General features: G+C 57.1%; 23 protein-coding genes. 10 read left to right on the plus strand and 13 right to left on the minus strand.

Annotation, left to right across the window (positions count from 1 at the left end):
* Nucleotides 1-90: 90 nt before the first annotated feature.
* Genes mdcE through mdcA form a run of 5 tightly spaced genes read right to left on the minus strand, consistent with a single transcriptional unit; the run spans nt 91 to nt 4,538 of the window.
* Nucleotides 91-891, minus strand: coding sequence for a biotin-independent malonate decarboxylase subunit gamma (gene mdcE / locus ACQG2Q_RS23565; protein ID WP_003861675.1), 801 nt, complete (start codon nt 889-891; stop codon nt 91-93).
* Entirely contained in the window at nt 891-1,724 is an 834-nt protein-coding gene (locus ACQG2Q_RS23570; RefSeq protein ID WP_003861672.1) for a biotin-independent malonate decarboxylase subunit beta, read from the minus strand. Before ACQG2Q_RS23570 ends, mdcE begins: the two co-directional genes overlap by 1 nt.
* Nucleotides 1,717-2,016: a malonate decarboxylase acyl carrier protein gene (mdcC, locus tag ACQG2Q_RS23575; protein WP_022649604.1), complete on the minus strand. Its 300-nt coding sequence runs from the start codon at nt 2,014-2,016 to the stop codon at nt 1,717-1,719. The genes ACQG2Q_RS23570 and mdcC overlap by 8 nt, the downstream gene beginning before the upstream one ends.
* Nucleotides 2,017-2,025: 9 nt before the next feature.
* Nucleotides 2,026-2,883 carry a triphosphoribosyl-dephospho-CoA synthase gene (locus ACQG2Q_RS23580; protein ID WP_022649605.1) on the minus strand — a complete coding sequence of 286 codons (858 nt, stop codon included), beginning with the start codon at nt 2,881-2,883 and terminating at the stop codon, nt 2,026-2,028.
* On the minus strand, nt 2,883-4,538 hold the full coding sequence (gene mdcA / locus ACQG2Q_RS23585; protein ID WP_023298766.1) for a malonate decarboxylase subunit alpha: 1,656 nt from the start codon (nt 4,536-4,538) through the stop codon (nt 2,883-2,885). The genes ACQG2Q_RS23580 and mdcA overlap by 1 nt, the downstream gene beginning before the upstream one ends.
* Nucleotides 4,539-4,766: 228 nt before the next feature.
* Here mdcA and ACQG2Q_RS23590 point away from each other — a divergent pair, with 228 nt between their 5' ends.
* The 3 genes from ACQG2Q_RS23590 to ACQG2Q_RS23600 are packed head-to-tail and all read left to right on the plus strand — an operon-like array spanning nt 4,767 to nt 6,903.
* Nucleotides 4,767-5,789 (plus strand): hydrolase, encoded by a 1,023-nt coding sequence (locus ACQG2Q_RS23590; RefSeq protein WP_048966613.1) that lies wholly within the window; start codon nt 4,767-4,769, stop codon nt 5,787-5,789.
* Nucleotides 5,786-6,004, plus strand: coding sequence for a YheU family protein (locus ACQG2Q_RS23595; RefSeq protein ID WP_003861664.1), 219 nt, complete (start codon nt 5,786-5,788; stop codon nt 6,002-6,004). The genes ACQG2Q_RS23590 and ACQG2Q_RS23595 overlap by 4 nt, the downstream gene beginning before the upstream one ends.
* A gap of 29 nt (nt 6,005-6,033) precedes the next feature.
* The gene (locus ACQG2Q_RS23600; RefSeq protein WP_003861663.1) at nt 6,034-6,903 is read left to right on the plus strand and encodes a phosphoribulokinase; all 870 of its coding nucleotides are present in this window, start codon (nt 6,034-6,036) and stop codon (nt 6,901-6,903) included.
* 85 nt (nt 6,904-6,988) lie between these two features.
* On the opposite strand, the gene ACQG2Q_RS23605 is transcribed toward ACQG2Q_RS23600, so the two are convergent.
* The gene (locus tag ACQG2Q_RS23605; RefSeq protein WP_022649609.1) at nt 6,989-7,393 is read right to left on the minus strand and encodes an OsmC family protein; all 405 of its coding nucleotides are present in this window, start codon (nt 7,391-7,393) and stop codon (nt 6,989-6,991) included.
* Nucleotides 7,394-7,703: 310 nt separating this feature from the next.
* On the opposite strand from ACQG2Q_RS23605, the gene crp reads away from it, so the two are divergent.
* The gene (crp, locus tag ACQG2Q_RS23610; protein ID WP_000242758.1) at nt 7,704-8,336 is read left to right on the plus strand and encodes a cAMP-activated global transcriptional regulator CRP; all 633 of its coding nucleotides are present in this window, start codon (nt 7,704-7,706) and stop codon (nt 8,334-8,336) included.
* Nucleotides 8,337-8,393: 57 nt separating this feature from the next.
* Nucleotides 8,394-10,481: a YccS/YhfK family putative transporter gene (locus ACQG2Q_RS23615; protein WP_046620320.1), complete on the plus strand. Its 2,088-nt coding sequence runs from the start codon at nt 8,394-8,396 to the stop codon at nt 10,479-10,481.
* On the opposite strand, the gene argD is transcribed toward ACQG2Q_RS23615, so the two are convergent.
* From argD to ppiA, 4 genes are all read right to left on the minus strand, one after another.
* A complete protein-coding gene (gene argD, locus ACQG2Q_RS23620) occupies nt 10,478-11,698 on the minus strand; it encodes a bifunctional acetylornithine/succinyldiaminopimelate transaminase (RefSeq protein ID WP_176486846.1) in 1,221 nt (406 codons plus the stop codon). The two genes, ACQG2Q_RS23615 and argD, sit on opposite strands and share 4 nt — an antisense overlap.
* Before the next feature lie 87 nt (nt 11,699-11,785).
* On the minus strand, nt 11,786-12,349 hold the full coding sequence (pabA, locus tag ACQG2Q_RS23625; protein ID WP_063850311.1) for an aminodeoxychorismate synthase component 2: 564 nt from the start codon (nt 12,347-12,349) through the stop codon (nt 11,786-11,788).
* A 30-nt stretch (nt 12,350-12,379) separates the two neighbouring features.
* Entirely contained in the window at nt 12,380-12,964 is a 585-nt protein-coding gene (locus tag ACQG2Q_RS23630; protein WP_063850314.1) for a putative adenosine monophosphate-protein transferase Fic, read from the minus strand.
* Between the two features lie 105 nt (nt 12,965-13,069).
* Entirely contained in the window at nt 13,070-13,642 is a 573-nt protein-coding gene (gene ppiA, locus ACQG2Q_RS23635) for a peptidylprolyl isomerase A (RefSeq protein WP_022649614.1), read from the minus strand.
* A 278-nt stretch (nt 13,643-13,920) separates the two neighbouring features.
* Here ppiA and tsgA point away from each other — a divergent pair, with 278 nt between their 5' ends.
* From tsgA to ACQG2Q_RS23660, 5 genes are all read left to right on the plus strand, one after another.
* Nucleotides 13,921-15,105 (plus strand): MFS transporter TsgA, encoded by a 1,185-nt coding sequence (gene tsgA, locus ACQG2Q_RS23640; RefSeq protein ID WP_022649615.1) that lies wholly within the window; start codon nt 13,921-13,923, stop codon nt 15,103-15,105.
* Between the two features lie 260 nt (nt 15,106-15,365).
* Nucleotides 15,366-17,909: a nitrite reductase large subunit NirB gene (gene nirB, locus ACQG2Q_RS23645; RefSeq protein ID WP_045308977.1), complete on the plus strand. Its 2,544-nt coding sequence runs from the start codon at nt 15,366-15,368 to the stop codon at nt 17,907-17,909.
* Nucleotides 17,906-18,232 carry a nitrite reductase small subunit NirD gene (gene nirD, locus ACQG2Q_RS23650; protein WP_022649617.1) on the plus strand — a complete coding sequence of 109 codons (327 nt, stop codon included), beginning with the start codon at nt 17,906-17,908 and terminating at the stop codon, nt 18,230-18,232. The genes nirB and nirD overlap by 4 nt, the downstream gene beginning before the upstream one ends.
* A gap of 134 nt (nt 18,233-18,366) precedes the next feature.
* Nucleotides 18,367-19,740, plus strand: a complete 1,374-nt coding sequence (gene cysG / locus ACQG2Q_RS23655; RefSeq protein ID WP_022649618.1) for a siroheme synthase CysG — start codon at nt 18,367-18,369, stop codon at nt 19,738-19,740.
* 146 nt (nt 19,741-19,886) lie between these two features.
* Entirely contained in the window at nt 19,887-20,057 is a 171-nt protein-coding gene (locus tag ACQG2Q_RS23660; protein WP_003861638.1) for a YhfL family protein, read from the plus strand.
* Between the two features lie 135 nt (nt 20,058-20,192).
* Here the strand turns inward: ACQG2Q_RS23660 and trpS are convergent, their stop codons facing one another.
* Genes trpS through rpe form a run of 3 tightly spaced genes read right to left on the minus strand, consistent with a single transcriptional unit; the run spans nt 20,193 to nt 22,621 of the window.
* Complete coding sequence (gene trpS, locus ACQG2Q_RS23665) at nt 20,193-21,197, minus strand: tryptophan--tRNA ligase (protein WP_023298773.1); 1,005 nt, start codon at nt 21,195-21,197, stop codon at nt 20,193-20,195.
* Nucleotides 21,190-21,951, minus strand: coding sequence for a phosphoglycolate phosphatase (gene gph / locus ACQG2Q_RS23670; protein ID WP_063850316.1), 762 nt, complete (start codon nt 21,949-21,951; stop codon nt 21,190-21,192). The genes trpS and gph overlap by 8 nt, the downstream gene beginning before the upstream one ends.
* Entirely contained in the window at nt 21,944-22,621 is a 678-nt protein-coding gene (gene rpe / locus ACQG2Q_RS23675) for a ribulose-phosphate 3-epimerase (protein WP_003861634.1), read from the minus strand. The genes gph and rpe overlap by 8 nt, the downstream gene beginning before the upstream one ends.

Raw genomic sequence — 22,621 nt, forward strand, 5'->3', positions numbered from 1 at the left:
CGCGATGTTTATTATTTTCAGGATGCAGGTTCCCGCGTGGACGCAACGGGCGCGCCCACGGGGTAATGCATCTGGCAGGTCTCTTTTTACTTACCAGCTGGCTCGCATACGTTCACGTACGAGCGCCGAGCTGCGGCGGTTGTCAGCACCCAGACGGTTTTTCAACGTGGTGTCCTGACGAGCGTCGCTGATGGCCTGTTGCAGGGTAGTTTTCACCCGCGTCAGATCGCTTTCGGAAGGGGCATCCGGGTTGCTGATATCCAGCAGGTCGGAGAGCAGCCCCAGCGTGGCGTAGTTGCTGATGTCGTACGCCATTGGCGGAATGGTTGCCGCCAGTTTTTCCAGCGCCTCCACGGTACGCAGCGTAATGCGCGCCGCAGACTCTTTGCCCATGGCATGGATCAGCACGCCTTTATCGTTGAAGGCAATCAGGCGGTTGGCCTGGTAGCCGTGCGCCAGAAACGCGCCGGACATGGCCTTACCGACGATAAGACCAATCACCGGATGCCCCGCCAGCCGCGCATTGGCATAGGCGGCAGCGGCGCCGGCCAGCGCCTGGTGGATACCAAACGCCTCTTCACGACGGCCATAGGCCTGGCTTGGGACATCGATCACCGCCACAATCGGGCGCTTCACGGCTTTATCGGCGTCAGCGGCGACGGTTTCGCTGACCACTTTTGCCAGCGTCCATCCTTCCAGCAGGCCGACTTCACCCTGCGCCGCGCGCGGGAAGTGGTTGTTGGCGTCCGGCACCACGGCGACAAAGCGCACCGTTTCACCGTTCAGCTCGCCGTCTGCCGCCTGCACGGACGGGCATAACCCCTCCAGACGTTTCGCGTTCGGGGCCAGAGTTTCCAGCCAGAGTTCGCCACGGCTAATTGAGTTAGTCATCATTTCACCTCCCGGGCAAAAAGCGCTTTAATCTGTTCGGCATCGGCCTGTTTGCGGGTGTCGAAATTCGTCAGACGGTTCAGGTAATCGTCATAGTTATCGGTGCGATGTTTCGCCGGTACGCCTTTGGCGATGGCCTCGTTCATCGCGGCTTTCACCGCGTTCACGCCGTCGCCCACCAGCGCGTCCACCAGTCCGCTTTCATAGCGCACTTCGCCGCCGGTCATGCTCCAGATAAACGGACGGTCGCGGGAGTCATATTCTTCAATGCCCGCTTCCTGCTCAATAACCTGCGGGCCGTTGAGGCCAAGACGCGCTTCGCGGGTTACAATCAGGTAGCTGCACAGCGCCGCGGCGATAGACATCCCGCCGAAGCAGCCCACGGTCCCGGCGACAATCCCGACAACCGGGGTATAGCGACGCAGGTCAACGATCGCGGCGTGGATATCGGCAATCGCCGCCAGGCCAAGGTTGGCTTCCTGCAAACGTACGCCGCCGGTTTCGAGGCACAGTACCGCCTGAGTCGGAATGCCGTTGCGGTTATCTTCCGCAGCCAGCTCCAGCGCCGCCGCCATTTTGGCACCGGACACTTCGCCCATGCTGCCGCCCTGGAAGGTGCCTTCAATCGCCACCACCACTGCAGGCTGGCCGTTGATGGTCCCTTTAGCGACTACCATGCCGTCATCGGCCTGAGGAACAATCCCCTGTGGCCCAAGCCACGGAGAGATAATGCCTTCAAACGGATCCAGCAGTTCGCGGTAGCTGCCGTCGTCGAGCAGCGCCTGCGCACGCTGGCGCGCTTTTAATTCGATAAAGCTGCTGTCATCACGCATGGTTCACCCCTTCAAAAACCTGTTCGATACGAATGCGTGCCACGCCCGGCGTCGCGCCGAAGTCGTGGATGGTCAGCTTACCTGCGGGCAGGCTGCTGACGGTTTGCAGGCGATTGAACAACGCCTCCCAGCGCCCACGGCTGTTGTCGACGGAGGTGGTGATATCAATGATTAAGGTCTGGCCCGGTTCGGCGGTGAAAAGCACCTCCATATCCCCGGAACCGACTACCCCTGCCAGCGCCCTGCCGCTTACTTCGCGGCTGGCGGGCACGGTCAATGTGATTTTTTCCATAACATCCTCTTAATGCTTTGAATAGGGCGTTTCGACGCGGTCAAGAAACAGCGTGGCGGCAAGCAGGTCTGCGGCTCCGCCCGGCGAGGCGTTAAGCGTCAGCATCTGACGGTCTAACCGCGCCAGCGCCTGCTGCCCCGCAAGTGTTGCGCATCCTCCCGCGTTCAGCACCGCACGGGCGCCGTTCTGCATGGCATCCAGCCCCTCCATGCCGGCGCGCGACAGCACGCAGGTGTCGGTGAGCGAGGTCATGATCGCCATCAGCGCGTCGAGTCTGGCCTGCGTTTCGCTGCTGCCGTTGAGACGGCTGAGGTGAAGCTGCGGCAGCGCGCGCTGCATGATGTGCGGAAACGCCTGCTGAGCCTCTTCACGCGCGCCCGGTACACGGTAGCGGTGCGTGACGCGTAACCCCTTGCTGAATACTTTCGGCGCCGCGTCATCCGGCAGTTTCGCCAGCTGAGCGGCGGTGTTCGCGACGGTTTGCGCCCGGGCATCGCCGCCCAGCATCGCCACCGCGCTCACCAGCAATCCCAGCGCCCAGATCGCGCCACGGTGTGTGTTCACGCCGTCGGTAGCGGCCATCATCTGCCGTTCGCCTTCACGACCCAGGCGGCCAACGGTTTGCCTGAGGGCAATATCCGCCGGACGCTGCCAGCTCTGTTGCGCCAGCGCCTGAAACGTGGGGGTCAGGCTGTGAGCGGAGCGCTCCATCAGCGCAAGCGATAAATCGTGATGCGCGCCGTTCCCCCGGCTGTCCACCAGACCGGGCTTCGGGCTTAAACGTGCTTCGTCAATCAGACACTGCGTGGCGGTTCGCGCCAGCCATTCGGCACCGCCTTCAACCTGGATCTGGGGCAGAAGTTTCATTACCAGCTCCGGAATTTCGCAGGTGGGTTATACAGGCCGCCGGACCACTCAACGAGGTCAGCCACGCTGCCCGCAGCCAGCAGAGAGCGGGTGGCATCGGTACGACGAATGCCCATATCTTCCGGATACACAACCTTGCCGCTCTGGCGCAGTTCCGCCACGCGTTTGGCGTCAACGCCCAGACCGATATCGGTGATACCCGCCACGGCGGCGACCATGGCGCGACGCTCTTCCAGATCTTTCGCCCGGTAGAGGTAAGCAATCCCCTCTTCCGTCAGCACGTGGGTGACGTCATCGCCGTAAATCATGACCGGCGCCAGCGGCATGCCGGAGGCTTTCGCCACGTCTACGGCGTCGAGTTTCTCCACGAATGTTGGCTTCACGCCCGCCTGGAAGGTTTCCACCATCTGCACAACCAGCTTTTTACCGCGCTGCATCGGGTCAGGCTCGGTGATCATGTTCAGCCAGGCCGGAGTGGCGTGGCGACGACCGTGCGGATCGTGGCCCATGTTTGGTGCGCCGCCGAAGCCGGAGAGACGGCCGCGGGTCACGGTTGAGGAGTTAGCGTAACCATCAACCTGTAGCGTGGAACCGATAAACATGTCGACCGCGTACTGACCAGCCAGCTGACAGAAGGCGCGGTTAGAGCGCATGGAGCCGTCAGCACCGGTAAAGAACACGTCCGGACGGGCGCGGATGTACTCTTCCATCCCCAGCTCGCCGCCGAAGCAGTGGACGCTCTCCACCCAGCCGCTTTCGATGGCCGGGATCAGCGTTGGATGCGGGTTCAAAGTCCAGTGTTTACAGATTTTGCCTTTGAGTCCGAGCTGTTCGCCGTAGGTTGGCAGCAGCAGTTCGATCGCTGCGGTATTAAAGCCAATCCCGTGGTTCAGGGACTGCACCTGGTGTTCAGCGTAGATGCCTTTAATCGCCATCATCGCCATCAGGATGTGTTCCTGTTTAATCAGGCGCGGGTCGCGGGTGAAGAGCGGCTCAATAAAGAACGGCTTGTCCGCCACCACCACGTAATCGATCCACGAGCCCGGAATATCGACGCGCGGCAGGTCGCACTCGTCGTCCACCAGCTCGTTCACCTGTGCGATGACGATGCCGTCGTGGAACGCGGCGGCTTCCACCAGCGCCGGGGTATCTTCGGTACTCGCCCCGGTGTAGAGGTTACCTTTACGGTCCGCTTTAAAACCGGCAATCAGCGCCACATTTGGCGAAAGGTCGACGTATAAACGTGAGTAGAGTTCGATGTAGGTGTGAATCGCCCCGATTTCGAGCTGACCATCTTCCAGAAGCTGCGAAATGCGCAGGCTTTGCGTACCGGAGAAGGAGAAGTCGAGCTTGCGGGCGATGCCTTTCTCAAAGATGTCCAGATGTTCGCTGCGGCCCACGCTCGGCATGATCATATGCAGATCGTGCACGATTTGCGGGTTCACTTCGGCCAGTGAACGGGAAAGGAAATCCGCCTGCTTCTGGTTGTTGCCTTCCAGAACGACTTTGTCGCCTGGTGCGATCAGTTTTTCCAGCATGGCGACAAGATCGCCGGTTGGCAGTACCTTGCCCTGCACCGGTACGGACGCCAGACGACGCGCTTTCTCGCTGCGTCGGGTGTTCCATTGCCGGGTGGGTGTTTGCCCAGATAACATTATTAACCTCCTGATTCAGCACATCATTCTGATTTGCTTAACGTTGAGTAAAGTGTGCGCTCTGGTGAGAAAGGCATCAATTAAGCGTAGGACGTAATCATTAGCCTGAGAGTAATAATCAAGGTAAAGAAATGTGATCGGGATCAGTTCATGTTTCGGAAAAACGGGCTAAACGGGGTACAATTCGGAAGGTATAGTTAATTTCTGACAAGAATCAGCATCGCCCTTATGACCCAAATCATTCCCTCAGACTTCGACATTGCAGCCGAAGAGAGCGCAGAGTTCGTGCCCATGCGCGGTGTGGCTAACCCTCACCTGCAAACCATGCTGCCGCGCCTGATCCGCCGCAAGGTGCAGTTCAACCCCCACTGGCAGCGCATTGACCTGCCGGACGGTGACTTTTTGGATCTCGCCTGGAGCGAAGATCCGGATCGGGCCAGACATAAGCCCCGTCTGGTGGTGTTTCACGGCCTGGAAGGCAGCCTGCACAGCCCTTACGCACACGGTCTCATTGAGGCGGCGAAAGCCCGCGGCTGGCTTGGGGTGGTGATGCATTTTCGCGGATGCAGCGGCGAGCCTAACCGTCAGAAACGCATTTATCACTCGGGTGAAACCGAGGACGGCTCCTGGTTCCTGCGCTGGCTAAGAGACAATTTCGGCGAAGCACCAACGGCAGCGGTGGGGTATTCGCTGGGCGGGAATATGCTGGCCTGCCTGCTGGCGAAGGAGAGCGACGCCGTACCGCTGGATGCGGCGGTGATTGTCTCTGCGCCCTTTATGCTGGAGCAGTGCAGTTATCATATGGAAAAGGGGTTTTCGCGGGTCTATCAGCGTTATCTGCTCAACCTGCTGAAAGCCAACGCCGCACGTAAACTTAAGGCCTATCCGGATACGCTGCCTGTGACGCTGCAACAGCTCAAACGCGTGAAGCGCCTGCGCGAGTTTGATGATTTGATCACCTCTAAAATTCACGGCTTTGCCGATGCGATTGACTATTACCGTCAGTGCAGCGCCATGCCTTTACTGAATCAAATCACGAAACCCACGCTGATTATCCACGCCAAAGACGATCCGTTTATGGATCATCACTCGATCCCCGCCCCTGACTATCTGCCGGATAACGTGGAGTATCAGCTCACCGAGTTCGGCGGGCACGTGGGCTTTGTTGGCGGCACGCTGCGTCGGCCAAAAATGTGGCTTGAGACGCGTATACCCGACTGGTTAACGGCCTATCTGGACGGTAAAAAATGATTATTCCCTGGCAGGATCTCTCTCCCGAAACGCTCGATAATCTGATTGAAAGCTTTGTCTTGCGCGAAGGCACCGATTATGGTGAACATGAACGTTCGCTTGAACAAAAGGTCAACGATGTGAAGCGCCAGCTTAAAAGCGGCGACGTGGTGCTGGTATGGTCCGAACTGCATGAGACGGTGAATATCATGCCCCGCAACGCGTTTCATGGCTGATCTTACACTTTTCCAGTCAGGGAGTTGCTATGTCTGCCAGACATCCGGTTATTGCCGTTACGGGTTCGAGTGGGGCGGGAACCACTACCACCAGCCTCGCCTTCCGCAAGATTTTCGCCCAGCTTAACTTACGGGCGGCAGAGGTAGAGGGCGACAGCTTTCACCGCTACACGCGCCCGGAGATGGATATGGCCATCCGCAAGGCGCGCGATCTGGGTAAACACATCAGCTATTTTGGCCCGGAGGCCAATGACTTCGGCCTGCTGGAGCAAACCTTCCGTGAATACGGGCAGAGCGGCACCGGGCAGTCCCGCAAGTATCTCCATACCTACGATGAAGCCGTGCCCTGGAACCAGGTCCCCGGCACGTTCACGCCCTGGCAGCCGCTGCCGGAACCGACTGACGTGCTGTTTTACGAAGGATTGCACGGCGGCGTGGTGACGCCTCAGCACGACGTGGCGCGCCATGTGGATTTGCTGGTGGGGGTGGTGCCGATTGTTAACCTTGAGTGGATCCAGAAGCTGACGCGTGACATGAGCGAGCGCGGCCATTCGCGTGAGGCGGTAATGGATTCGGTGGTGCGCTCCATGGAAGATTACATCAACTTCCTGACGCCGCAGTTCTCCCGAACCCACATTAACTTCCAGCGCGTCCCCACCGTGGACACCTCCAACCCGTTCGCCGCAAAAAGCATCCCTTCCCTGGACGAGAGCTTTGTGGTGATCCACTTCCGCAACCTGGAAGGCATCGATTACCCCTGGCTGCTGGCGATGCTACAAGGTTCGTTTATTTCGCACATGAATACGTTAGTGGTACCGGGCGGAAAAATGGGGCTGGCGATGGAGCTGATCATGACGCCGCTGGTGCAGCGGCTGATGGAAGGAAAGCAAATCGCGTGAGTTGTTTTGCCCGGTGGCGCTGCGCTTACCGGGCCTACGGGCGTGCTTTTGTAGGGCGGGTAAGCGAAGCGCCACCCGCCAAAAATTAAGCCTCGATCACTTCATACGAATGGGTGATGTTTACCGCTTTCTCCAGCATTAGCGCCACAGAGCAGTATTTCTCCGCAGACAGGTCAACCGCACGCGAGACCGCCGCATCCTTCAGTTCTTTGCCGGTGACGATAAAGTGCAGATTAATATGCGTGAACAGACGTGGCGCCTCTTCGCGACGTTCTGACGTCAGCTTCACTTCACAATCGGTCACGTCATGACGGCCTTTTTGCAGGATCGACACCACGTCGATCGCACTGCATCCACCTGCCGCCATCAGCACCATTTCCATCGGGCTGGGGGCTTTATCGCCGGAGTTGCCATCCATCAAAACCTGGTGCCCGGAAGCAGACTCGCCCAGGAACGTTAACCCTTCAACCCATTTCACACGCGCTTGCATATTCACTCACTCCAACGTTGCATTTTTTATGACAGATTACGTGTACGTTACATTTCTCGCAACGGAAGGCGACCTGCGTCATGCTGAAGCGAGACACCAGGAGACACGCGGCGAAAGCTATGCTAAAACACTCTGGATGCTACAGTAATACATTGACGTTACACATGTATGCAGAGGACATCAAACTTTACTGGCTGCGAAACGTTACGACAGCCGACTTCCCAGGTATGGGTAAGAATTCGATTGCAACCCCAGAGTCCGGATGCATCTTATGACTCTGGTGACAGCTTATAACAGAGGATAACAGCGCATGGTGCTTGGCAAACCGCAAACAGACCCGACTCTCGAATGGTTCTTGTCTCATTGCCACATTCATAAGTACCCATCAAAGAGCACGCTGATTCACCAGGGTGAAAAAGCGGAAACGTTGTATTACATCGTTAAAGGCTCGGTGGCCGTGCTGATCAAAGATGAAGAAGGGAAAGAGATGATCCTTTCTTATCTGAACCAGGGCGATTTTATCGGTGAACTGGGCCTGTTTGAAGAAGGCCAGGAACGTAGCGCCTGGGTTCGTGCAAAAACAGCATGTGAAGTGGCTGAAATTTCTTACAAGAAATTCCGTCAGCTGATTCAGGTCAACCCTGACATCCTGATGCGTCTTTCTTCCCAGATGGCACGCCGTCTGCAAGTGACCTCTGAGAAGGTGGGTAACCTCGCCTTCCTGGACGTGACCGGTCGTATCGCGCAGACTCTGTTGAACCTGGCGAAACAGCCAGACGCCATGACCCACCCTGACGGTATGCAAATTAAAATTACCCGCCAGGAAATCGGTCAGATCGTCGGCTGCTCCCGTGAAACAGTAGGCCGTATCCTGAAGATGCTGGAAGATCAAAACCTGATCTCCGCCCACGGTAAAACCATCGTGGTTTACGGGACCCGTTAATTCCGGTCAGACGGCGTGCCGCCGCAGGGTGGCACGCCGTTTTTGTCTCTACTCCTTATGTGGCGCAGGCTGATCTATCACCCGGAAGTTAACTACGCACTGCGACAAACGCTGGTGTTGTGTCTTCCCGTGGCCGTGGGCCTGATCCTCGGACATCTTCAGCAAGGCCTGCTGTTTTCCCTCGTGCCCGCCTGCTGCAACATTGCCGGTCTGGACACCCCGCATAAACGCTTTTTCAAACGCCTGATTATTGGCGGCTGCCTGTTTGCCGGCTGTAGCCTTGCCGTGCAACTCTTACTGGCCCGCGACATTCCTCTGCCGCTGATCCTGACCGTGCTGGCGATGACGCTTGGCGTAACCGCTGAAATCAGCTCGCTGCACGCCCGCCTGCTTCCTGCGTCGCTGATTGCCGCCATCTTCACCTTAAGCCTTGCGGGCAATATGCCGGTGTGGGAGCCATTGCTGATCTACGCCCTCGGCACGCTGTGGTACGGGCTGTTTAACTGGTTCTGGTTCTGGTTGTGGCGGGAACAGCCGCTGCGCGAATCCCTGAGCCTGCTCTACGTGCAGCTTGCTGAATACTGTGAAGCAAAATACACCCTGCTCACGCAACATACCGACCCGGAAAAATCCCTGCCGCCGCTGCTGGCACGCCAGCAAAAAGTGGTGGATCTGATCAGCCAGTGCTATCAGCAGTTGCACATGCTTGCCGCCAACAAAAATCATGAATATAAGCGGCTGCTGCGTACCTTCCAGGTCGGGCTGGATTTGCAGGAGCATATTTCCGTCAGCCTTCATAATCCGGAAGAGGTGCAAAAGCTGGTGGAGCGCAGCCATGCGGAAGCGGTGATCCGCTGGAACGCGCAGACCGTCGCGGCGCGCCTGCGGGTGCTGGCTGACGATATCCTCTATCACCGCTATCCGACGCGCTTTAACATGGACAAACAGCTCGGCGCGCTGGAAAAGATTGCGCGTCAGCACGCGGATAACCCGGTCGGGCAGTTTGCCGCCTGGCATTTCAGCCGCATCGCCCGGGTGTTGCGCACCCAGCGCCCGCTTTATGCCCGGGACCTGATGGCCGATAAGCAAAAACGACTGCCGTTGCTGCCTGCGCTCAAAAGCTACCTGTCGCTGAAGTCTTCCGCCCTGCGCAACGCCGCAAGAATTAGCGTCATGCTCAGCATCGCCAGCCTGATGGGAATGGCCCTGCACCTGCCGAAACCCTACTGGATCTTAATGACCGTGCTGTTTGTCACCCAGAACGGCTATGGTGCCACGCGGGTGCGCATTCTGCATCGGGCGGGCGGCACGATGGCGGGGCTGATTATCGCGGGCGTAACGTTGCACTTCCACGTGCCGGAAGGGTATACGCTGGTCGGCATGCTGGCGATTACGATGGTGAGTTATCTGATCATCCGTAAAAACTACGGCTGGGCGACGGTGGGCTTTACGGTAACGGCGGTGTACACCCTGCAGTTGCTTACGCTCAACGCCGATCAGTTAATTATTGCCCGCCTGGTCGATACCCTGATTGGCTGCCTGATCGCCTTTGGCGGCATGGTCTGGCTGTGGCCGCAGTGGCAAAGTGGATTACTGAGGCAAAACGCCCACGACGCGCTGGAGGCGGATCAGCAGGCCATTCGCCTGATCCTGAGCGACGACCCGCAGCCGTCTCCGCTGGCCTACGAGCGCATGAAGGTCAACCAGGCGCATAATGCCCTGTTCAACTCCCTTAACCAGGCCATGCAGGAGCCGGGCTTCAACTCGCACTATCTGGCAGACATGAAGCTGTGGGTCACGCACAGCCAGTTTATCGTCGAACACATCAATGCCATGACCACGCTGGCGCGCGAGCACACCATGCTGACGCCGGATCTGGCGCAGCGCTATTTGCAGTCGTGTGAAATTGCCCTCCAGCGCTGTCAGCAGCGTCTGGAGTACGACGCGCCGGGCGAGTCAGGGGATTCGAACATTCTGGAAGCGCCGGAGACGCTGACCCACGGGCCGATGAGCACCCTTGAGCAGCATTTACAGCGCGTTCTCGGGCATCTCAACACCATGCACACCATTTCGTCGGTGGCATGGCGTCAGCGTCCGCATCACGGGATTTGGTTAACGCGCCGGTTAAAACGAACCGCGTATTAGCCTCTGACGATCTTCGCCACCGCCGCGGAAAAACGGGTTAACCCGTCTTCGATGTCTTTGTCTTCCACCACCAGCGACGGCGCGAAGCGCATCACGTCCGGCCCGGCGTTGAGCACCATGACGCCTTCGTGCGCGGCGGCGTGCAGGAAATCGCGCGCGCGGCCTTTGTACTGAGGCTTCAGCTCGGCACCGATCAGCAGCCCCATTCCGCGGATTTCACTGAAGACATCAAACTGTTCGTCAATCTGCTGAAGATGTTTCACAAAAAGGGCGCGTTTCGCATTCACGCCATTCAGGACGTCCGGCGTATTAATGATGTCGAACGCCGCTCCCGCCACGGCGCACGCCAGCGGATTACCGCCGTAAGTGGAGCCGTGTGAGCCCACATGAAATGCGGAAGCGATATCCTGGGTGGTGAGCACCGCGCTGACCGGGAAACCGCCGCCGAGCGCTTTCGCGCTGGTCAGAATATCCGGCGTTACGCCGTAGTGCATATAAGCGAACAGGTCTCCGGTACGCCCCATCCCACACTGCACTTCATCAAACACCAGCAGCGCCTGGTGCTCGTCGCACAGCTCACGCAGACCTTGCAGAAATTCCGGGGTGGCCGCCGTGACGCCGCCTTCCCCCTGAATGGGTTCGACCACCACGGCACAGGTGTGATCGTCTATCACCGCTTTAACGGCGTGCAGATCGTTAAACGGCACGTGGATGATATCCGCAGGTTTCGGACCAAAGCCGTCGGAATACTTCGGCTGGCCGCCAACGGAAACGGTAAAGAACGAGCGACCGTGGAAGGCGTTATGGAAGGCGATGATTTTGGTTTTGTACGGACTATGACGCGTGGTTGCGTAGTAGCGCGCAAGCTTAAAGGCGGTTTCGTTGGCTTCGGTGCCAGAGTTCATAAACAGCACGCGTTCGGCGAAGGTGGCATCGATGATCTTACGCCCCAGACGCAGCGCCGGTTCGTTAGTGAACACGTTGCTGGTGTGCCACAGCGTTTCGCCCTGCGTTTTCAGCGCGTCCACCAGCGCAGGATGGCAATGGCCCAGCGCCGTCACCGCAATACCGCCTGCGAAATCAACATACTCGTTGCCCTGCTGATCCCAGACGCGGCTGCCTCTCCCTTTCACCGGGATAAACTCAGCCGGTGCATAAATCGGCAGAATCACTTCATCGAATGTCGCGCGGGTAATTGCTGGTTGTTCAGTTGCCATGTCATGACCATCCATTTTTATGTCACAGTGATTATGAAAATATAATCACAAAATATGCATAAAAAATCACAACAAGGCAACAGATATTCAACGATTAAGGAAATTGGTCAGCAGCGCGTGCCCCTGTTCGCTGAGAATGCTTTCCGGGTGGAACTGCACCCCTTCCAGATCGTACTCGCGGTGGCGAATGCCCATGATTTCCTGCGTCTCGCTCCAGGCGGTCACTTCAAAGTCTGTGGGCAGGGTCGGCGGATCAATCACCAGAGAATGGTAGCGCGTCACGGTTAACGGATTGTTTAGCCCCAGGAATACGCCGGTACCGGTGTGCGTGATCGGTGAGGTTTTGCCGTGCATGACTTTCGCGGCACGAACAATGGTGGCGCCAAAGACCTGCGCAATGGCCTGGTGACCCAGGCAGACGCCCAGAATCGGCAGCTTGCCCGCATAGTGGCGGATTACCTCCAGCGAGATGCCGGACTCCGACGGCGTACACGGCCCGGGCGAAATCACGATTTTCTGGGGCGCCAGCGCGTCAATGTCAGCCAGCGCGATCTCATCGTTACGGCGGACAACCACCTCTGCCCCCAGCTCACAAAAATACTGGTAAAGGTTCCAGGTAAAGGAATCGTAGTTATCAATCAGCAGAATCATGGCGGCTCCTGAAAAAATGGCCGCCCTATTTTACTCAGATCCCCGCGCTTCGCTCACAACTTTGGCAAAGATAGCATTCAGGGCGGTCAGATCACCCATCGCCCCGCTCTGGTTGGCGGATGCCCAGTCGCCCGGGTCGATCCCCTGCCAGTTCAGCACGTAGCCCGCATGGATCGCTAGCTGTTCAAAGAAGATCCGCTGAGCCACGCCATTACCGCTCATAAACGGATGTAGCATGTTGATTTCACAGTAGTAATGACTGATTCTGTCTGTAAACTCTTCTTTCTGAAGGCCCACCAGATATTTATCGCTTTCCAGCGAAGCCATCAACTCATTACCCACCTTCTCGATGTACTCGAAATGGCAAAATGGAATGTCGCCCTTGGAAATATCGGCGGTGCGCAGCTCGCCAGCGCCTTTCATTTCGTTGCGGAATAAATGGCGGTGAATAAGGCACAGATGGGGTAAACCCGGTGCAGAAGGCCCCAGTGCCAGCATCTCGATATCGGGTTCAGCGGGACCCTTGCCTTTTTCAAGGAGGCAACTGGCCTGAAGATTGACGCTACGCTGTTGCTCCCAGAGTCGGGATTTTTGCTTGTCGGTGAGTTTTTTCACTACGCCTCCCTGAATAGTCCGTTTGCCACAAGTATAAGCAGCAAAACGCGCTTTCGCAGGGAGGGCGGAAAGACACGGGCAGGATGTGCCCGTGTGAGGGAACGATTACGGCAGCACTTTCGCGGAGAGAATCACCACTGGCTTAGACGGCACATTCTGGTATGGACCGACATCGTGAGTCTGAACCTGAGAGATCTTGTCCGCCACGTCCATGCCTTTCACCACTTTACCGAACACCGCGTAGCCAAAGTCGCGCTGGCCGTGGTCCAGGAAGGCGTTATCCGCCACGTTGAGGAAGAACTGGCTGGTGGCGCTGTCTTTATCCGCCGTACGCGCCATAGAAATGGTGCCGCGCTTGTTCAGCAGGCCGTTATCCGCTTCATTTTTGATTGGCGGGTTAGGCTTTTTCTGCTGCATCTGCTCGTTGAAACCGCCGCCTTGAATCATAAAGCCCGGGATCACGCGGTGGAACGTGGTGTTGTTATAAAAACCACTGTTCACGTAGTCGAGGAAGTTTTTCACAGAAACAGGGGCTTTTTGGCTATCCAGCTCCAGCTCAATATTCCCCGCAGAGGTAGTCAGCAGGACGTGAGGGTCTCCTTTGGCTGCCAGCGCAGCAGGGGAAACGGCAGAAAGAGCAAACACAGCTGCGACAGCCGCCAGTGTTGATTTGAGCATGAGAATTCCTTAACAAAGCGCAGTATAAAAAGCGAATGGCTTGATTCTAAAGAGCAGTATGACCCCAGACCAGTCTTTTACCTAATTTTACGAAATTGAAACAATTATTACCGCGCAAACGATTGTTCACCCCGCGATATAATGTGATCCCCATCACGTTAAAGCCTGCAATTGTGCTCAATATTTTCTGAAAAGATTTAATTAGATCACTTTCGCGACTAAAATCTGCCCGCTCAAACGCAGTCATTGCGTTTTTCTTTACTTTTAACAGGCCAGACATGACTAACAGCAATCGCATCAAGCTCACATGGATCAGCTTCTTCTCCTACGCCCTGACCGGCGCGTTGGTGATCGTCACCGGGATGGTGATGGGAAATATCGCAGACTACTTCCAGTTGCCCGTTTCCAGCATGAGCAATACCTTCACTTTCCTGAACGCGGGGATCCTGATCTCTATTTTCCTTAATGCCTGGCTGATGGAAATCGTGCCGCTGAAAACCCAGCTGCGCTTCGGCTTCGTGCTGATGGTTGCCGCCGTGGCGGGCCTGGTGCTGAGCCACAGCATCGCCCTCTTCTCTGCCGCCATGTTCGTGCTGGGCCTGGTGAGCGGGATCACCATGTCGATTGGTACGTTCCTGATCACCCATATGTATGAAGGCCGCCAGCGCGGCGCGCGTCTGCTGTTCACCGACTCCTTCTTCAGCATGGCCGGGATGATTTTCCCGATGGTCGCCGCGTATCTTCTGGCGCGCAGCATTGAGTGGTACTGGGTGTACGCCTGCATTGGTCTGGTCTATGTCGCGATCTTTATTCTCACCTTCGGCTGCGAGTTCCCGGTGCTGGGCAAAAAAGCGCAGACCACGTCTGAGCCAGTTGCGAAAGAAAAATGGGGTATCGGCGTGCTGTTCCTTTCCATCGCCGCGCTGTGTTACATCCTGGGCCAGCTGGGCTTTATCTCCTGGGTTCCTGAGTATGCGAAAGGTCTGGGCATGAGTCTGAACGACGCGGGTAAACTGGTGAGCGATTTCTGGATGTCTTACATGTTCGGCATGTGGGCGTTTAGCTTTATCCTGCGCTTCTTCGACCTGCAACGGATCCTGACCGTTCTGGCGGGTCTGGCAACCGTGCTGATGTATCTGTTCATCAACGGTTCCCCGGAGCATATGCCGTGGTTCATCCTGACCCTGGGCTTCTTCTCCAGCGCGATTTATACCTCGATCATCACCCTTGGCTCTCTTCAGACCAAAGTGGCCTCGCCAAAGCTGGTGAATTTCGTGCTGACCTGCGGCACCATCGGCACCATGCTGACCTTCGTGGTCACGGGCCCAATTGTGGCGCACAGCGGCCCGCTGGCGGCGCTGCATACCGCTAACGGTCTGTACGCCGTGGTGTTCATCATGTGCTTCGTGCTGGGCTTTGTGACCCGTCACCGTCAACACAACCCGGCAACAGCTACCCACTAATCGCCGTAACCCCTTTGCGTACTGCAAAGGGGTTTTCCCCTGCTCACCCGCCCTGCCCGCCGATGGGTAAAAAACCCCACCAAAATTGTGCGAAAAACAAGCAAGCACAAAAATCAAACAATATCCGTAACTTATAAAAATCCTGACAAATCATAGATATACCCCCTAAGGGGTAGGTGAAGGCGTATTTGATTTGCATCAATAAGTGCCCCTGCTGAATCGTTAAGGTAGGCAGTAATAGAAAAGAAATCGAGGCAAAAATGAGCAAAGTCAGACTCGCTATCATCGGTAACGGCATGGTCGGCCACCGCTTTATTGAGGATCTTCTCGATAAAGCCGATGCTAACCAGTTCGATATTACCGTGTTCTGTGAAGAACCCCGCAAGGCGTACGACCGTGTGCACTTGTCTTCCTACTTCTCTCACCATACCGCCGAAGAACTCTCTCTGGTGCGTGAAGGTTTCTACGAGAAGCATGGCGTAAAAGTGCTGGTGGGCGAACGCGCTATCACCATCAACCGTCAGGAGAAAGTGATCCACTCCAGCGCCGGACGCACGGTTTTTTACGATAAGCTGATCATGGCGACAGGCTCGTATCCGTGGATCCCGCCGATTAAAGGTTCGGAAACCCAGGATTGCTTCGTTTACCGTACCATTGAAGACCTCAACGCCATTGAATCCTGCGCACGTCGAAGCAAACGTGGCGCGGTTGTCGGCGGTGGTCTGCTGGGTCTGGAAGCGGCAGGCGCACTGAAAAACCTCGGCGTTGAAACCCACGTCATCGAATTTGCCCCGATGCTGATGGCGGAACAGCTGGACCATATGGGTGGCGACCAGTTACGCCGTAAAATCGAAAGCATGGGCGTGAAGGTTCACACCAGCAAGAACACCAAAGAGATCGTGCAGGAAGGCACTGAAGCGCGTAAAACCATGCGCTTTGCCGACGGCAGCGAGCTGGAAGTGGATTTCATCGTCTTCTCCACCGGCATTCGCCCGCGCGACAAGCTGGCCACCCAGTGCGGTCTGGCCGTTGCGCAGCGCGGCGGGATCATGATCAACGACACCTGCCAGACCTCCGATCCGGACATCTACGCCATCGGCGAATGCGCCAGCTGGAATAACCGCGTATACGGTCTGGTTGCACCTGGGTACAAAATGGCGCAGGTCGCCGTTGACCATATCCTCGGCAGCGAAAACGCCTTCACCGGCGCAGACATGAGCGCCAAGCTGAAGCTGCTGGGCGTGGACGTGGGCGGTATTGGCGATGCGCATGGTCGCACCCCGAACTCCCGCAGCTATGTTTATCTGGACGAAAGCAAAGAAGTCTACAAACGTCTTATCGTCAGCCAGGATAACAAAACCCTGCTCGGGGCGGTGCTGGTGGGCGACACCAGCGACTTCGGCAACCTGCTCCAGCTGGTGCTGAACGCCATTGAGCTGCCGGAAAACCCGGACTCGCTGATCCTCCCGGCGCACGCCTCCAGCGGTAAGCCGTCCATTGGCGTGGATAAACTGCCGGACAGCGCGCAAATCTGCTCCTGCTTCGACGTCACCAAAGGCATGCTGATCTCCGCCATTAACAAAGGCTGCCACACCGTTGCGGCGCTGAAGGCGGAAACCAAAGCCGGGACCGGCTGCGGCGGCTGTATCCCGCTGGTCACCCAGGTGCTGAACGCCGAGCTGGCAAAACAGGGCATTGAAGTGAACAACAACCTGTGCGAGCACTTCGCTTACTCTCGCCAGGAGCTGTATCACCTGATCCGCGTGGAGGGCATTAAGTCCTTCGACGAACTGCTGGAGAAACACGGCCAGGGCTATGGCTGTGAAGTATGTAAGCCTACCGTCGGTTCCCTGCTGGCGTCCTGCTGGAACGAATATGTGCTCAAACCAGAACACACTCCGCTTCAGGACACCAACGATAACTTCCTGGCCAATATTCAGAAAGACGGGACTTACTCGGTGATCCCGCGTTCTGCCGGGGGGGAAATTACCCCTGAAGGGCTGGTCGCCGTGGGCCGTATCGCCCGTGAGTTTAACCTGTACACTAAAATCACCGGTTCCCAGCGTATCGGCCTGTTCGGTGCGCAGAAAGATGACCTGCCGGAAATCTGGCGTCAGCTGATTGAGGCGGGCTTCGAAACCGGTCACGCGTACGCCAAGGCGTTGCGCATGGCGAAAACCTGCGTGGGCAGCACCTGGTGCCGCTACGGCGTGGGCGACAGCGTGGGCTTCGGCGTCGAGCTGGAAAACCGCTACAAAGGCATCCGTACGCCGCACAAAATGAAGTTCGGCGTCTCAGGGTGTACCCGTGAATGTGCGGAAGCACAGGGTAAAGACGTGGGTATTATCGCCACCGAGAAAGGCTGGAACCTGTACGTGTGCGGTAACGGCGGGATGAAACCTCGCCACGCCGATCTGCTGGCTGCCGATCTCGATCGCGATACGCTGATCAAATACCTCGACCGCTTCATGATGTTCTACATTCGTACCGCCGATAAGCTGACCCGTACCGCGTCCTGGCTGGATAATCTCGAAGGCGGCATCGACTACCTGAAGTCAGTCATTATCGACGACAAGCTGGGCCTGAATGAACAGCTGGAATCCGAGATGACTCGCCTGCGCGAGGCGGTGATCTGCGAGTGGACCGAAACCGTGAACACGCCAGCGGCGCAGACGCGCTTCAAACACTTTATCAACAGCACCCAGCGCGACCCGAACGTGCAGGTGGTGCCGGAGCGTGAACAGCATCGTCCAGCGACCCCGTATGAACGTATTCCGGTGATGCTGGTGGAGGAAAACGCATGAGCCAGTGGGTAAACATCTGCAACATTAACGACATTCTGCCAGCAACCGGCGTCTGTGCCCTGCTGGGCAACGAGCAGGTAGCGATTTTCCGCCCTCGCCACGATGAACAGGTTTTTGCCATCAGCAATATCGACCCGTTCTTCGAGGCCAGCGTGCTCTCCCGCGGTCTGATTGCGGAGCACCAGGGCGAACTGTGGGTTGCCAGCCCGCTGAAAAAGCAGCGCTTCCGCTTAACCGACGGGCGCTGCATGGAAGATGAAAGCTTCTCGGTCAAACACTACGACGTCCGCGTGAAGGACGGCGAGGTGCAGCTGAAAGCGTAACCCCTCGCCTTTTCAATAGGAAAGGCTTATGACCCCTTATGGGTAACGGCAGGAAAAACCGTATGTTCTGTACGATTCCTGCTGTTATCCTGACGTCAATTCTTCCCCCGCCATGAATGCTGTGAGGTAACGTCGTGGATCACCTGCCGATTTTTTGTCAATTACGCAACCGCGACTGCCTGCTCGTGGGCGGCGGCGATGTGGCTGAACGCAAGGCGCGCCTGCTGTTAGAGGCGGGCGCCAGACTGACCGTTAACGCCCTCACCTTCGCCCCACAGTTTGACGTCTGGGCGCAGGAAGGGATGCTCACGCAGGTGCAGGGCGAATTTGATGAATCCCTGCTGGATACTTGCTGGCTGACCATCGCCGCAACGGATAACGATGACGTTAACCAGCGCGTCAGCGACGCCTGCGAAGCGCGCCGCATCTTCTGTAACGTGGTGGATGCGCCGAAAGAGGCGAGCTTTATCATGCCATCCATTATCGACCGCTCGCCGCTGATGATTGCGGTGTCGTCCGGTGGCCGCTCGCCCGTTCTTGCCCGTCTGCTGCGGGAAAAACTGGAAGCCGTGCTGCCTCAACACCTTGGTCAGATTGCGCATTATGCCGGGCAGCTGCGTTCCCGCGTGAAGCAAACCTTCGCAACCGTGGGCGAACGCCGTCGCTTCTGGGAGAAGTTCTTTGTCAACGACAGGCTGGCGCAGTCGCTGGCCAATCAGGACGCCAAAGCGGTTGAAGAGACGACCGAGCAACTCCTCTCTGAACCGCTGGATCATCGCGGTGAAGTGGTACTGGTGGGCGCAGGTCCCGGCGATGCGGGCTTGCTGACGCTGAAGGGTCTCCAGCAGATCCAGCAGGCGGACATCGTGGTATATGACCGTCTGGTCTCTGATGACATCATGAATCTGGTGCGCCGCGATGCTGACCGCGTATTCGTCGGCAAACGGGCAGGTTATCACTGCGTACCGCAGGAGGAGATCAACCAGATCCTGCTGCGGGAAGCGCAAAAAGGTAAGCGCGTGGTGCGTCTGAAAGGGGGCGATCCGTTTATCTTTGGTCGCGGCGGCGAGGAGCTGGAAACTCTCTGCAACGCGGGCATTCCGTTCTCCGTGGTGCCGGGCATTACGGCGGCATCCGGCTGTTCTGCCTATTCCGGCATTCCGTTAACCCATCGCGACTATGCCCAGAGCGTGCGCCTGGTGACGGGCCACCTGAAAACCGGCAGCGAACTGGACTGGCATAATCTGGCCGCTGAAAAGCAGACTCTGGTCTTCTACATGGGGCTAAATCAGGCAGCCACGATTCAGGCGAAACTGCTGGAGCACGGCATGGAAGCAGATATGCCGGTCGCGCTGGTAGAAAACGGTACCGCCATTACGCAGCGCGTGGTCGATGGCGTACTGACGCAGCTGGGCGAGCTGGCGCAGCAGGTTGAAAGCCCGGCGCTGATCGTGGTGGGCCGCGTGGTAGCACTGCGTGAAAAACTGAACTGGTTCTCCAGCCACTAACGCACAATCTCTCTCCCGGGAGTAGTCTTGAAGCGGACTACTCCCTTCTTACCTCAGTCGATAACATACCGCCCGCGTAATGGAACTTTTCCATTTATTCCCTCGTGTTACATCCAATTTTTTGATTTTATTGACAAGGAATGCGTATGTTCAAACTGGCAAAAGCTGCCGTACTGGTCGGCCTGTTAACAACTCTGACGGCCTGCACCGGTCACGTTCAAAATACTAAAAATAATTGCAGCTACGATTACCTGCTGCATCCGGCAATCTCCATTTCGAAGATCATTGGCGGTTGCGGCCCGGCGGCACAGCAGTAAGCGTTATTCAGGCGTAAAAAAACCGGGGATTTCCCGGTTTTTTTTTCGTCAGTTTTGTCGGGTGGCGGCTCCGCCTTACCCGACCTACACGGTCCCGTAGGCCGGGTAAGCGTAAGCGCCACCCGGCAAAGCGGCTTAAGGTTTCGCCACAAACCCAATCGCCTCGTACACCGCTTTCAGGGTTTCGGAGGCGCGCGCGCTGGCTTTTTCCGCGCCCTCTTTCATCACTTTTTGCAGGAAAGCTTCGTCGTTACGGTAACGGTGATAGCGCTCCTGCAACTCGGTCAGCATGCCGGAAACGGCGTCTGCCACTTCACCTTTCAGGTGGCCGTACATTTTGCCTTCAAAGTGTTTTTCCAGCTCAGGGATGCTCTGTCCGGTCACACCGGAGAGAATGTCCAGCAGGTTGGATACGCCCGCTTTGTTCTGCACGTCGTAGCGCACCACTGGCGGCTCGTCGGAGTCGGTCACCGCACGCTTGAGCTTTTTCACCACCGATTTCGGATCTTCCAGCAGGCCGATAACGTTGTTGCGGTTATCGTCAGACTTGGACATCTTTTTGGTCGGCTCCAGCAGCGACATCACGCGCGCGCCGGATTTCGGAATAAACGGCTCAGGCACTTTGAACACGTCGCCGTAAAGCGCATTGAAGCGCTGGGCGATATCGCGGCTCAGCTCCAGGTGCTGCTTCTGGTCTTCACCCACTGGTACCTGGTTGGTCTGGTACAGCAGAATATCTGCCGCCATCAGCACCGGATAATCAAACAGACCGGCGTTGATGTTTTCAGAGTAGCGCGCAGATTTATCCTTGAACTGGGTCATGCGGCTCAGCTCGCCGAAATAGGTGTAGCAGTTCAGCGCCCAGCCCAGCTGCGCGTGCTCTGGTACGTGAGACTGAACGAAAATGGTGCTCTTCTCTGGATCGATACCGCACGCCAGGTACAGCGCCAGCGTATCGAGCGTCGCCTTGCGCAGCTTCTCGGGATCCTGACGCGCGGTGATAGCATGCAAATCCACGATGCAGTAAATGCAGTGGTAGTCATCCTGCATGCTCACCCACTGACGTAACGCACCCATGTAGTTACCAATGGTCAGTTCACCTGAAGGCTGTGCGCCACTAAAAACGATGGGCTTAGTCATTATTCAATTCCTGATGTTCACTGTGCGAGAGCCCGAGTGCGGGCAACAAATCTTTGAAGTGGTCGAACACAACGTCCGGCTCACTCAGCGTAATGGCTTCACCGTAGTTGTAGCCGTAGGTCAACCCAACAGACGGGCAACCTGCCGCTCTGGCAGCCAGAATATCATTGCGGGAATCCCCGACAAAGAGCAGCTCCGCAGGCGCTAAGGATAATTTTCCTGCCACCAGCAATAGCGGTTCCGGATGCGGCTTTTTATTCTGCACGTCATCGCCGCCCACAATTACGGAGAAGTATTTCGCGATATCCAGCGCTTCCAGCAGAGGCGCAACGAACGGTGTTGGCTTGTTGGTCACCAGCCCCAGCGGGATGCCTTTCGCATGTAGCGCGCTCAGCGCTTCAGCGACATCCGGGAACAGGAAGCTGCCCTCTTCGACGGTCTCTTCGTAGAAACGGTCGAACAGTTTGCGCAGAATACGCTGCTGCTCATCCTGGGGAATATCCGCGTGGTCAACACTCGGTTTCCCTTGCGCGGAACGCTGGGAGGCACGCTCCTGACGAGCCCAGGTCAGCGCGCGCTCCATCAGCACGTCTGCACCGTTACCAATCCACGTCACAACGCGCTCTTCACCCGCAACGGGGAGTTCAAGGGCATACAGCGCCTGATCGACGGCGCGGGTTAATCCTGGCGCGCTGTCGACCAGCGTGCCGTCGAGGTCAAATGCTACACCCCGAATAGCCTGCAATTTATCCATGACTTACCTTCGCCAGTTCACGGCGCATTTCATCAATGACTTTTTTGTAATCCGGTTGATCGAAGATGGCGGAGCCTGCGACGAACATATCCGCCCCTGCCGCCGCAATCTCACCGATGTTATTGACCTTCACGCCGCCGTCCACTTCCAGACGAATATCATAGCCAGACTCATCAATGCGGCGGCGCACTTCACGCAACTTGTCGAGCGTCTGAGGAATAAACGACTGGCCGCCAAAGCCCGGGTTGACGGACATCAGCAGGATCACGTCCAGCTTGTCCATCACGTAGTCGAGATAGCTCAGCGGGGTCGCCGGGTTAAAGACCAGCCCCGCCTTACAGCCGTTCTCTTTGATCAGCTGTAGCGTGCGGTCAACGTGTTCGGAGGCTTCCGGGTGGAAAGTGATGATGCTGGCACCCGCCGCGGCGAAATCAGGCACGATGCGATCAACCGGTTTCACCATCAGATGCACGTCAATGGGCGCGGTGATCCCGTAGTTACGCAGCGCTTTAAGCACCATCGGACCGATGGTCAGGTTGGGAACGTAGTGGTTATCCATAACGTCGAAATGGACGACATCCGCGCCAGCCGCGAGAGCTTTGGCAGTGTCCTCACCCAGGCGGGCAAAATCGGCCGACAGAATTGAGGGGGCAATCAAAAACTGTTTCAT

The sequence above is a fragment of the Enterobacter cloacae complex sp. 370H10 genome (assembly GCF_050031535.1).
In the GTDB taxonomy this organism is placed as follows: Bacteria; Pseudomonadota; Gammaproteobacteria; order Enterobacterales; family Enterobacteriaceae; genus Enterobacter; species Enterobacter intestinihominis.

Excerpts from the sequence above, each read along its gene's own strand:
- ppiA (WP_022649614.1), bottom strand. The coding sequence starts at position 13,642 with ATGCTCAAATCAACACTGGCGGCTGTCGCAGCTGTGTTTGCTCTTTCT.
- rpe (WP_003861634.1), bottom strand. The coding sequence starts at position 22,621 with ATGAAACAGTTTTTGATTGCCCCCTCAATTCTGTCGGCCGATTTTGCC.
- ACQG2Q_RS23615 (WP_046620320.1), top strand. The coding sequence starts at position 8,394 with ATGTGGCGCAGGCTGATCTATCACCCGGAAGTTAACTACGCACTGCGA.
- nirD (WP_022649617.1), top strand. The coding sequence starts at position 17,906 with ATGAGCCAGTGGGTAAACATCTGCAACATTAACGACATTCTGCCAGCA.
- ACQG2Q_RS23600 (WP_003861663.1), top strand. The coding sequence starts at position 6,034 with ATGTCTGCCAGACATCCGGTTATTGCCGTTACGGGTTCGAGTGGGGCG.
- gph (WP_063850316.1), bottom strand. The coding sequence starts at position 21,951 with ATGGATAAATTGCAGGCTATTCGGGGTGTAGCATTTGACCTCGACGGC.
- ACQG2Q_RS23595 (WP_003861664.1), top strand. The coding sequence starts at position 5,786 with ATGATTATTCCCTGGCAGGATCTCTCTCCCGAAACGCTCGATAATCTG.
- crp (WP_000242758.1), top strand. The coding sequence starts at position 7,704 with ATGGTGCTTGGCAAACCGCAAACAGACCCGACTCTCGAATGGTTCTTG.
- tsgA (WP_022649615.1), top strand. The coding sequence starts at position 13,921 with ATGACTAACAGCAATCGCATCAAGCTCACATGGATCAGCTTCTTCTCC.
- ACQG2Q_RS23570 (WP_003861672.1), bottom strand. The coding sequence starts at position 1,724 with ATGCGTGATGACAGCAGCTTTATCGAATTAAAAGCGCGCCAGCGTGCG.
- trpS (WP_023298773.1), bottom strand. The coding sequence starts at position 21,197 with ATGACTAAGCCCATCGTTTTTAGTGGCGCACAGCCTTCAGGTGAACTG.
- ACQG2Q_RS23605 (WP_022649609.1), bottom strand. The coding sequence starts at position 7,393 with ATGCAAGCGCGTGTGAAATGGGTTGAAGGGTTAACGTTCCTGGGCGAG.
- argD (WP_176486846.1), bottom strand. The coding sequence starts at position 11,698 with ATGGCAACTGAACAACCAGCAATTACCCGCGCGACATTCGATGAAGTG.
- mdcA (WP_023298766.1), bottom strand. The coding sequence starts at position 4,538 with ATGTTATCTGGGCAAACACCCACCCGGCAATGGAACACCCGACGCAGC.
- ACQG2Q_RS23590 (WP_048966613.1), top strand. The coding sequence starts at position 4,767 with ATGACCCAAATCATTCCCTCAGACTTCGACATTGCAGCCGAAGAGAGC.
- ACQG2Q_RS23580 (WP_022649605.1), bottom strand. The coding sequence starts at position 2,883 with ATGAAACTTCTGCCCCAGATCCAGGTTGAAGGCGGTGCCGAATGGCTG.
- mdcE (WP_003861675.1), bottom strand. The coding sequence starts at position 891 with ATGACTAACTCAATTAGCCGTGGCGAACTCTGGCTGGAAACTCTGGCC.
- nirB (WP_045308977.1), top strand. The coding sequence starts at position 15,366 with ATGAGCAAAGTCAGACTCGCTATCATCGGTAACGGCATGGTCGGCCAC.
- ACQG2Q_RS23660 (WP_003861638.1), top strand. The coding sequence starts at position 19,887 with ATGTTCAAACTGGCAAAAGCTGCCGTACTGGTCGGCCTGTTAACAACT.
- pabA (WP_063850311.1), bottom strand. The coding sequence starts at position 12,349 with ATGATTCTGCTGATTGATAACTACGATTCCTTTACCTGGAACCTTTAC.
- mdcC (WP_022649604.1), bottom strand. The coding sequence starts at position 2,016 with ATGGAAAAAATCACATTGACCGTGCCCGCCAGCCGCGAAGTAAGCGGC.